The following is a 1,189-nucleotide window of genomic DNA, read 5'->3' on the forward strand; positions in this document are numbered from 1 at the left end:
TTGCGCTGCAGCACCGCGTCGGCCCGCAGGCCCTCGCCGAACTCCAGCAGGGTGACGTGGGCGACGATGCCGGCCAGGTCGATGGCCGCTTCCACCCCGGAGTTGCCGCCGCCGATCACCGCCACGCGCTTGCCCTTGAACAGCGGGCCGTCGCAGTGCGGGCAGTAGGCGACGCCACGGCCACGGTATTGCTGCTCGCCGGGCACGTTCATCTCGCGCCAGCGCGCACCGGTGGCGAGGATCAGGGTCTTGGCCTTGAGTTCGCCACCGTTGTCGAACCGGACGCGGTGCAGGCCGTCTGCGCCGGCCGGGATCAGCTGGCTGGCGCGCTGCAGGTTGAGGATGTCGACGTCGTACTCGCGCACGTGCTCTTCCAGTGCGCGGGCCAGTTTCGGCCCTTCGGTTTCCTTCACCGAGATGAAGTTCTCGATGGCCATGGTGTCCAGCACCTGGCCGCCGAAGCGCTCGGCCGCGACACCGGTGCGAATGCCCTTGCGCGCGGCGTAGATGGCCGCCGCGGCACCGGCCGGGCCACCGCCGACCACCAGCACGTCGAAGGCGTCGCGGGCATTGAGTTTCTCCGCGTCACGGGCGCTGGAGCCGGTGTCGAGCTTGGCGAGGATCTCTTCCTCGCTCATGCGGCCCTGGGCGAAGCTCGCCGTTGAGGTAGATGCTCGGCACTGACATGATCTGGCGGGCTTCGACTTCGTCCTGGAACAGCGCGCCGTCGATGGCCACGTGCTTGATGTTCGGGTTGAGCACGGCCATCAGGTTCAGCGCCTGGACCACGTCCGGGCAGTTCTGGCAGGACAGCGAGAAGTAGGTTTCGAAGCGGTAGTCGCCGTCCAGCGCCTTGATCTGCTCGATCACGTCCGCCGCGGTCTTCGACGGGTGGCCGCCGACCTGCAGCAGGGCCAGCACCAGCGAGGTGAATTCGTGGCCCATGGGGATGCCGGCGAAGCGCAGGCTGATGTCGCCGCCGATGCGGTTGAGGGCGAACGACGGCTTGCGCGCATCGTCGCCGTCGGTCCTGAGGGTGATCTTGTCGCTGAGGCCGGCGATGTCCTGCAGCAGGCCCAGCAGCTCTTGGGATTTCTCGCCGTCATCGAGGGACGCGACGATCTCGAAGGGCTGCGTGACCTTCTCCAGGTAGGCTTTCAACTGGGTCTTGAGAGTGGTGTCCAACATT

Annotated in this window: 1 pseudogene; it reads right to left on the bottom strand. The window is 67.2% G+C overall.

Features of this window, described 5'->3' with window-relative positions:
* Nucleotides 1-1,188, bottom strand: a pseudogene (gene ahpF, locus BAY1663_RS22740) (alkyl hydroperoxide reductase subunit F); the annotation flags it as partial.
* Nucleotide 1,189 lies beyond the last annotated feature (1 nt).

The organism is Pseudomonas sp. BAY1663 (assembly GCF_000582595.1).
GTDB classification, from domain to species: domain Bacteria; phylum Pseudomonadota; class Gammaproteobacteria; order Pseudomonadales; family Pseudomonadaceae; genus Stutzerimonas; species Stutzerimonas stutzeri_AF.